General features: G+C 72.2%; 7 protein-coding genes and 1 pseudogene. 1 reads left to right on the plus strand and 7 read right to left on the minus strand.

Annotated elements, in window-relative coordinates; translation table 11 throughout:
• Positions 1–1,124, minus strand: a 1,124-nt coding sequence (locus AOK23_RS22850) for a carboxylate--amine ligase (protein ID WP_055714549.1), incomplete at its 3' end; no start/stop codon positions are given.
• A gap of 176 nt (positions 1,125–1,300) precedes the next feature.
• Here AOK23_RS22850 and AOK23_RS22855 point away from each other — a divergent pair.
• On the plus strand, positions 1,301–2,641 hold the full coding sequence (locus tag AOK23_RS22855) for a glycoside hydrolase family 26 protein (RefSeq protein ID WP_055714550.1): 1,341 nt from the start codon (positions 1,301–1,303) through the stop codon (positions 2,639–2,641).
• A 21-nt stretch (positions 2,642–2,662) separates the two neighbouring features.
• On the opposite strand, the pseudogene AOK23_RS45355 reads toward AOK23_RS22855, so the two are convergent.
• The 6 genes and pseudogenes from AOK23_RS45355 to AOK23_RS22885 all read right to left on the minus strand — a co-directional run.
• A pseudogene (locus tag AOK23_RS45355) lies at positions 2,663–3,766 on the minus strand (GNAT family N-acetyltransferase); the annotation flags it as partial.
• A 38-nt stretch (positions 3,767–3,804) separates the two neighbouring features.
• On the minus strand, positions 3,805–4,488 hold the full coding sequence (locus tag AOK23_RS22865; protein ID WP_240496506.1) for a YveK family protein: 684 nt from the start codon (positions 4,486–4,488) through the stop codon (positions 3,805–3,807).
• On the minus strand, positions 4,485–5,627 hold the full coding sequence (locus AOK23_RS22870) for a glycosyltransferase (protein ID WP_055714552.1): 1,143 nt from the start codon (positions 5,625–5,627) through the stop codon (positions 4,485–4,487). Before AOK23_RS22870 ends, AOK23_RS22865 begins: the two co-directional genes overlap by 4 nt.
• 5 nt (positions 5,628–5,632) lie before the next feature.
• Positions 5,633–6,325 (minus strand): polysaccharide deacetylase family protein, encoded by a 693-nt coding sequence (locus AOK23_RS22875; protein ID WP_055714555.1) that lies wholly within the window; start codon positions 6,323–6,325, stop codon positions 5,633–5,635.
• A 61-nt stretch (positions 6,326–6,386) separates the two neighbouring features.
• Positions 6,387–8,036, minus strand: a complete 1,650-nt coding sequence (gene murJ, locus AOK23_RS22880) for a murein biosynthesis integral membrane protein MurJ (protein ID WP_055714553.1) — start codon at positions 8,034–8,036, stop codon at positions 6,387–6,389.
• On the minus strand, positions 8,033–8,567 hold a 535-nt coding region (locus tag AOK23_RS22885), incomplete at its 5' end, for an O-antigen ligase family protein (RefSeq protein ID WP_169800321.1). The genes murJ and AOK23_RS22885, both read right to left, overlap by 4 nt.

The following is an 8,567-nucleotide window of genomic DNA, read 5'->3' on the forward strand; positions in this document are numbered from 1 at the left end:
GCTGCGTCCTCGCCGGGGGCGAGGTCGTCCGCCGCGTACCAGGCGAACTCGCGCCCCCGGCGAGGACGCAGCGCGGTCAGCGGGGCGTAGTTCTCGACGACGAAGTCCCGGCCGGGCAGGGGGTTTCCGGCCGGGACCGGGCGGTGGGTCAGGTCCAGGTGCAGGGCCCGGACGACATCCACTCCGGCGGTGTCTGTGAAGAGTCGGAACTGGGCGCCGGGCCGCGGATTGAAGTCGAGCAGGTGGTAGGCGCCCGTCGTGCCGTCCCGGCGGAAGTCGAGGTCGAAGATGCCCCGGAAGCCCAGCGCAGCCACCAGCCGGTCTCCCAGCGCCTCCACCTCGGGGTTGGGGGCCCAGCACCCCACGGTGGTCAGACCCGCGCCGCTGGGCCAGGCACGCTGTTTGCGGCCGGAGCCCCCGCCGCGTACCACGCCGTTCCGGTCGGCGTACCCATGCGCGAACCAGTCACGGCCCGGCGCCGGGGGCAGATAGGCCTGGAGCAGCAGTCGGCTGTCCGCCTCGTCCGTACGCTGGAACAGCGCCTGCGCCTCCTCCGGTGAGCGCAGCAGCACCGTGCTGCGGAGTCCCGATTCCGGGGGCAGCCGCCACGGTCGGCTCCACTTCGCCACCAGCGGCAGCCCCAACTGCCGGGCGAAGGCGGCCGCCTGGTCCGCACTGTCGGGGACCAGAGTCATCGGATACGGAATGCCCAGGCGTCCGCACAGGGTGGCGAGTTCCGCCTTGTCCGCCACCCGCTCGGCGAGGCCGACGGGCTGGTCGGGGGTCAGGTAGGCGTCCCCGAGGTCCGCGCCCAAGCGGCCCACGGCGATGGCGCTCGCGTCGTCCATGGGGACGAGGACGGAGGGGCGGCCGATCCGGGCGGCCACCCTGTGCAGGACGGCGGCGACCTCCGCGACCGACGCGCCCGGCGACGGCGGGGCGTGCGTGCCGGTGAGGAAGCTCGATCGGGCGTGGGGGGCGCCGACGGAACGGGCGATCACGTGCACCTCCACGCCGGCTCGGCCCAGTGTGCGCACGGCTCCCAGCGTTCCGTGGTGGAAGGGGTTCGGGTCGATCCGCAGCAGAACGGCGGGGACGTGGGTGTCGAACGGTGTCACGGACATTTCCTTTCAGGCCGTGGGAGCGGTCCGTCCACCCGGATGGGTGAGGGGACCGCCCGTACGACGGAGCGTCGGCTGGCAAAGTGCACATTCATATGACTGTGTGTCAGTAGGTAAAAACGCGGAGTGGGGGAGTGACAGCGGCGGGGACGGCTCAGGACCCGCGGAGAGGAACGGACATGGCCCCTCAGCGGTGGCGACGCCGAAGCAGACGGACGGTGTGTGTCACGGCCGGTGTCGCCGCACTGGTCCTCCTCCTATCGGGACCCGGGAGCGCCGTCGGCGCAGGGCAGGTGAGAGCCGGCGACTCTCCGGTGACCGGACCGTCCACGCAGCCGCCCCCGAGAGCCCCGACCCGACCGGTCCCGGCGCCCTCCCCGACGAGACCTGCCTTCTCGACGCCCTCCGCCGTGCCGCCGGTCCCGAGCAGATCACCCGTGCCCGCCCGGTCCACGCCGGTCCCGCCCGTCGCCCAGGGTGCCGAGGCCCTCGAGACGTACCCGGCCTTCGGGGCCTATCTCGACTACGGCCCGCTGGGTATGGCCCGGATCGCCTGGCTGAGCGACTGGCTGGGCGGGGCCGAGCTACGCGTGGGGCACACGTATCTGCCGGGCGACCGGTGGAGCAACATCGAGGGCCGACCGAACTTCCTCGAGGTGTGGGCCGACTGGCGGCGGCAGAAGGGCGACCGGATGTTCGTCCTCAATGTCCCCATGCTGGAACGCAACGAGGAACGCCTGTCCGACGCCGAGGTCCGCGGACTGCTGAAGCGCGGAGCGGAGGGCGAGTTCGACCGCCACTTCCGCAGGCTGGCCGAGCGGCTGGTCGAGCTACGGCTGCCGGACACCATCATCGTGCTCGGCTGGGAGATGAACGGCACTACGTACACCCATCGCTGCGGGCCGGCCCCGGAGAACTGGAAGCGGTACTGGAACAGGATCGTCACCACCATGCGGGCGGTGCCGGGCCAGAAGTTCAAGTTCGACTGGACGCCCAACCGAGGCCGGGACGCCATCCCCTGGACCGAGTGCTATCCGGGCGACGGCACGGTCGACATCATCGGCATGGACGCGTACGACCAGCCCCGCGGACTGTCCTTCGCCGAGCAGGTGAAGGAGCCGTACGGGCTCCGGGCGCACGTGGAATTCGCGAAGGCCCACGGCAAGCCCATCTCGTACGCCGAATGGGGGCTGTTCCACAACGGGGACAACCCGGAGTACATGAAGGGCATGCTCGCCTGGATGGACAGGCACAAGCCGCTCTACAACACGCTCACCGACTACTGCCCGCACGGAGTCTGGCAGTGCACGGCCAACCCCAGGTCCTCCGTGGTCTATCGGGCTCTGTTGTCCGGGCGCACCGACACCGCGCCGAACCCGGTTCCTCAGCCTCTGCCACCCGCTCCCACCCAGCCGGCCCTTCCGCCCAACTGCACCCCGCTGGACCTGGGCACCTGGGTCGAGTACTGGCTCGGCGGCAAGCTCTGCCTGCGGCTCGACTGGCTGTCGCGCCACCGGTGACGTCGGGGCGGGCCGGTCACGGCCCGCCCCACCACGTTCCCTCCAGCGGCGGACCAGGCTCTTGCCCCATCTGCGCCCGGCCGCGTCGTAGACGACCGCCGAGAGCAGCGGTGCCGTACGCCGCCGGGCGAGCAGCAGCCGCTGGTTGACCACGGTGTCCGGGCGCCAGTGGAATTTGTAGGGCTCGCCCCCGCGCAGCATGCTGAGCACCGTGTGGTCGCCGCCGCTCAGGCGCTCGGCGCAGGACCTCAGCAGCATGGTGGAGATGTCCGCCTTCCGCTGTCGCAGCAGTGGATGGACTCCGTACAGATATCCGCCCGCCAGCTGCCGCGACAGCAGGGTCACGTCGACGGCGAGGACGTCACCGCCGACGCGGAACTCGGTCACCAAGGCGTCCCCGGACCTGGCCATCGTGCCGATCGAGCGGACCAGGTGCGCCTGGAACCGGGGCTGGAGGTGCTCCCTGGTCACCTTGCGCCCCTGCCACTGCAACCGGTGGAGTTCCAGCATGGTGTGCAGGGCCCCGTCCACCTCGTCGTGCGGTACGACGCGCGGCTCGACGCCGAGAGCGTCGAGCTTGCGGATCTTGGCCCGGACGCGCTGTGCCCGGGCGGCGGACAACCGTGAGAGCAGTTCCTCCATCGGCCGGGCGGGCAGCTCCAGGCAGACCGAGTCGGTGTTCCGCCGCCGGGGGCCGGGCCACCGGTCGTAGACGTGCTCCACCGCGGCGCCCGGCCGCACCTCGCGGAAGTCGATCAGCGCGCTGCGGGCGAGGGCGCACAGCCCCTCGGTCAGCGCCGCCGCCGCACGGTCGGTGCACGCGTCGTCGATGAGGACGTCGGCGTAGTCGGAGATCGCGCCGCCGAGGGGGACGAGGGTGGGCAGCGGCAGTGCCGTGAGGGTCAGAGGAGCGGCGGCGAGCAGTTCCTCGCCCCTGCGCACCAGCACGATCCGGAGCCGACCGCGTCTGCCGTACGACAGCCACCACGAGTGGAGCCAGGCGTGGCTCTGGAACGGGGTGGCGGTGGAGCACCGCCGGTAGAGGCGGGTCCAGGCGGGGCCGAGTTTCTCGAACTCGCGTTCGTCGGTGCAGATCTCGATGCTCAGGGTGCTGTCGGTGCCCATGTCGTCGGTACCGTTGTCCCCAGCCGTGAGCGCGCCCGTCACAGTTGCCGGTGTGCGTCGGCGGCGGTGGCCGGACCGGGTACGGACGCCGGCGGCAGGGCGTCGGCGGCACGTCGCGGGCGGATCAGCAGGCACAGCCCGCCGAGCAGCCCGCCCGCGCTGGCGCCCACCAGGCCCGTCACCGTCGGCGACGCCGAGGACGCCTCGTGCGGCTTGGTGGCGCGCGCGAACTGCCGGAGCTCGACGTGCGTGTCCTTCTCGGCCAGCTTCGCGTGCCGGGTCAGGGCGTGCGCAACGGCGTTGGCCATGTCGACGGCGAGGTCGGGTCGGGTGGAGGTGGCCGAGACGGCGACCATCGGCGCGTCCGGCGAGGTCGCCGTTCGCACGCTGTCCCGCAGCGTACGAACGGGCACACCGGCCCACACCTGTGCGTCCCCGAGCACCGCGAGCTGCGTGGCCACCCGTCCGTACGCCTGCGCGAAGCCCAGCGCGGCCTGCGGGTCCGACTGCTCGGCGGGTACCGCGACGACGTAACTCGTCGCGGTGTACGCCGGGGGCGTGACCAGGCCGAAGGTGCCGCCGAGCGCCCCGCCGAGCAGGACGCCGACCGCGGGCAGCAGCCAGGGAGGCAGGGCCTTCACCCGGGCGAGCGGACCGGTCTCCAAGGGGTTCACCGGCGCCCGGCCGGGCGTACGGTCTGTCTGGTCGACGGTGTCGGTCATACGGAACTCACTCCCAAAGAGGGGCTTTCACAAGGCATGTCGGCGACGGCCGAGTACACATCCATGAGCCGGGCGGCGCTGCGCGTGATGCAGTAGTGGTGGGCGGCGGAGACCGTCCGGGGGTGCGGGCCCCGAGCCCGGACGTCGAGGAGGGCGCGTACGAATGAGTCCGTGCTTCCGCTCACCCGCGTGCAGCCGCTGGTCGTGTCGGCCGGCAGGTCCTCGACCGCGGGGCACGAGACGTAGAGCACGGGCAGCCCGGCCGCCATGCCCTCCACGACGGCCAGCCCGAACGCCTCCTCGGCGCTGGGCGAGGCGAGGACGTCCATGGCGGTCAGCAGTGACGGCATATCGGCCCCGGGGCAGCCGCCCGAGGCCCGCTCACCGGTGAGCAGCATCCGGTCGGTGACGCCCACCTGCTGGGCGGCCCGCCGCAGCACGTTCTCCTGCGGGCCGCCGCCGGCCAGCAGCAGCCAGTAGTCCTCCGGGAGACGGGCGAGCGCGCGGACGAGGACGTCGAACCGCTTGCCCGGCGCGAGCCGTCCGACTCCGCCGACGACATACGCGCCCTCCGGCAGCCCGAGCCGTCTGCGCGTGTGGGCGCGCAGCGCGGGGTCGAAGCGGAAGCGGGCGAGATCGATGCCGTTGGGCACGACCTCGATGCGCGGCCCTGGAACCCCCCACCGCTTGAGCCGTTCGGCGACCGTGGCGGACACCGCGACCGTGGTGCGGCCCAGGCGTTCGCTGGCGAGGTACAGGGCGCGGACCCCGGCGGAGAGCTGGTGGCCCTCCATCTGCGAGTCGCCCAGGGAGTGCTCGGTGGCCACGACGGCCCGCACACCGGCCAGGCGCGCGGCGGTCCGGCCGTACACGCACGCCCGGTACAGATGGGTGTGTACGAGGTCGTACCCACCCGCGCGGATCAGCCGCACGAGGCGGGGGAGGGCCGTGAGGTCGCGGTTGCCGGACATCCCCAGATGGGTGACGCGTACGCCGTCGGCGACGAGACCGTCGGCGACCGGTCCGGGGTTGGTGAGCGTCACGACGTCGCAGTCGACCGGCAGATGGCGCAGCAGCAGTCGGAGTTGCTGCTCCGCGCCGCCGGTTCCGAGGCCGGTGATGATGTGCAGGGCCTTCATCGTCCTCAGGCCCCCTCGACGGGACGGCGGCGGATGCGGTGCAGTCGGTACTTGAGGAAGAGGCGGGCGCCGGTGTCCTGTTCACCGACGTGGACACGCGGCAGGGCGTGCGGGCCGTTCAGCGGACTCGGATCGATGGCGCAGGCGTACGCGTAGCCGGCGCTGCGTACGGCGTCGACGACCCGTTGGTCGATTGCGCCGTACGGGTAGCAGAAGCCCCGGACCGGAGCGCCGGTCAACTCCGAGAGCAGTGCTCTGCTCCCGGCGGTCTCCGCGTGCAGCGTCTCGTCGTCCACCCTGGTCAGGTCGAGGTGGGTGAGCCCGTGCGAGCCGATCTCGATGCCCTCGGTGGCGGCGGCCCGCAGGATGTCCGCCTCGGCCATCAGGCGCTTGCGCGGGCCGACCGGATCCCAGTCGTTCTCGCCGCCCAGCTTCCCCAGAAGGACGAAGAGGGTGGCTCCGCACTCATGGGCGCGCAGCAGCGGCAGTGCCCCGTGGATGAAGTCCGCGTACCCGTCGTCGAAGGTGAGCCCCACCAGGTTCCGTCCCTCCCCCCGCGCCCGGGCGGCGAGCAGATCGGTCACGCTGACCCCGCGCAGCCCTTGGCGGCGCAGCCAGCCGAGCTGCTGACGGAGGCGGTCGGGGGAGACGGTGATGCGGTACGGGTCGTCGGAGCAGTCGCTGACGGAGTGGTACATCGCCACCCACAGGCTTTTGCCGAAGACGGGTCGGGTGCGGCCGGTGGGCGGATCGGTCGGGTCAGCGGTTACGGACATACGGGAGCCTTCGTGTGACGGAATGGAGTGCGGGTGTGAAGCCGAAGGCCCCCAGGGCCCGTGCCGATACGACGAAGACCACGGTCACGACCGCGGATCCGACGGCCAGTCCGGCCAGGGAGCTGTCCACGCGGCTCGCGCAGAACATGCCGACCGCGGCGGCCAGCACGGCCGCACGCACCGGCTTGCTCATCTCGAGCGCCACCTGCCGGATCCGGATCGGAACCCCGCGCCCGGCGACGCCCCACAGCAGGAGGAGGGCCGTGACGGTGATCCCGGCGGCGTTGGCGGCGGCGATACCGAGCACGCCCCAGCCGCCGACGCTGGCGGCGCCGAGCCATGAGGTCACGACGATCCCGGTGACCATGGCGGCGAGCGGATACCAGCTGGGGCGCCGCGTGGAGAAGTACGTACGGATCAACGCGCCCACCATCGCGTGGCCCAGCAGCCCCAGGGCGTAGACGCGCATCACGGCCGCCGTGGCGGCGGTGTCGTGCGCGGTGAACGCGCCGCGCTGGAAGAGGCATTCGGTGATCTGCGGCGCGCAGGCGACGATCACCGCCGCGCCGAACAGCACGATGCAGGAGACCAGGGCCATGTCCTTCTCCACCCGGCCGCGGGCCCGCTCGGCGTCGTCCTCCGCCAGTGCCTGCGCCACGATGGGGAAGGTGACGGTGCACAGCATCAGGGAGAACGTCATCGGGATCTGGGCCACCTTCTGCGCGTAGTTGAGGTGCGAGATGGCCCCGGCCGGCAGTGTGGAACCGAGGAAGCGTTCGATGAGCACCTGGGACTGGCGGCACAGCCCGAAGAGGAGGACGCTGCTGACGAGGGCGAGATCCATCGGTCGTTCCGGCTCCTCCGGCACGTCCACCACCGGAGCCGACTTCCGCCTCAGCTCCCGCAGGAGTGAGGGGAGCTGGACCAGTACCATCAGCCCGCCGCCGATCGCCACCCCGATCGCCGCGGCGCGTACGCCCGCGCGCCCGTCGAGGACGAACATGGTGGTGATGATCGCGGCGTTGTACGCCACGTAGATCGCGGCGGGAGCCATGAACCGGCGGTGGGCCCGCAGGGCGGCGCTGCAGTATCCGGCCAGCCCGAAGGTGAAGACACAGGTCGAGGTCAGCCGGGTGCAGTCCACCGCGAGCTCCGGGCTGGGCAGGCCGGGCGAGACCGCTCGCACCACGTAGGGGGCCCCGACGATCAGCAGCGCGGCCGCCGCCATGAAGGCCAGCGACAGCCGGGGCAGCGTGGTGGCGACCACGGAGCGGACCGGATCACCCGCGGCGCCCCGCGCGCGGCGGATCACCGCCACGCTGATCATCGGCACCAGCACGATGGCCAGTCCGTCCTCGATGAGTAGGGTCGCGGCGAACTCGGGCACGGTCCAGGCGACCAGGAAGGCGTCCGTTTCGGGGCCGGCCCCGAAGAGGTAGGACAGCGCCTGGTCGCGTCCCAGGCCCAGCAGCGACCCCACGGCGGTGAGCACGACCGTGACGAGGGTCGCCTTGGCGAGGAAGCGGCTGGTCGGCGGGGCGATGGCGGCGGATTCCACGGCGGTCCTGGCGGCGGGCACCCGCTCAGGTACCGCCGGGGCTCCGTCGGTCGCCCGGGGAGGAGTCACCGTCATCGTGCTCCGGCCTCCTCCGGTACGGCGGCCCCGGCCCGCTCCACGACGGACGCGCGGGAGGAGGACGTGGTGTCCGCCAGGGCCCACCAGGCCACCAAACCCAGGCCCACGGCGGTGAGCGCGGTCGAGGGCCCGCCGATGTCGGCGTACACGAAGTCCACCAGCATCCAGACGAGGATCCCGCACGCGACGAGGGCGCAGTCGAGTCCGGAGGGGCCGCTTCGCTCACGTCGTACCCGCGCCAGCCCTCGCGCCGCGCACACCAGCAGCGCCAGCCAGCTGCCCACCAGCGTCACGAGGCCGATGAGCCCCTGCTCGCTCAACACGAGGAGGTACATGTTGTGCGGCGACAGCAGAGGCTGCTTCTGGTAGCGGGTGCCGGCGCCCGCGACGTCGCTCCCGGACGACAGCGCCAGCGAGGCGCGCGTGTCCCGGTAGTCGGGGAAGCCCTTCAGTCCCACGCCGGTCAAGGGCCGGTCGCGCCACATGTCGATGGCCGCCGCCCACATCGTGTACCGGTCGGTCACCGAC

This window comes from Streptomyces torulosus (assembly GCF_001419765.1).
Classification (GTDB): Bacteria; Actinomycetota; Actinomycetes; order Streptomycetales; family Streptomycetaceae; genus Streptomyces; species Streptomyces torulosus.

Bases quoted from the DNA above. Each gene is read 5' to 3' on its own strand.
- AOK23_RS22855 (WP_055714550.1), top strand. From the start codon at position 1,301: ATGGCCCCTCAGCGGTGGCGACGCCGAAGCAGACGGACGGTGTGTGTC.
- AOK23_RS22865 (WP_240496506.1), bottom strand. From the start codon at position 4,488: ATGACCGACACCGTCGACCAGACAGACCGTACGCCCGGCCGGGCGCCG.
- AOK23_RS22870 (WP_055714552.1), bottom strand. From the start codon at position 5,627: ATGAAGGCCCTGCACATCATCACCGGCCTCGGAACCGGCGGCGCGGAG.
- AOK23_RS22875 (WP_055714555.1), bottom strand. From the start codon at position 6,325: ATGTACCACTCCGTCAGCGACTGCTCCGACGACCCGTACCGCATCACC.
- murJ (WP_055714553.1), bottom strand. From the start codon at position 8,036: ATGACGGTGACTCCTCCCCGGGCGACCGACGGAGCCCCGGCGGTACCT.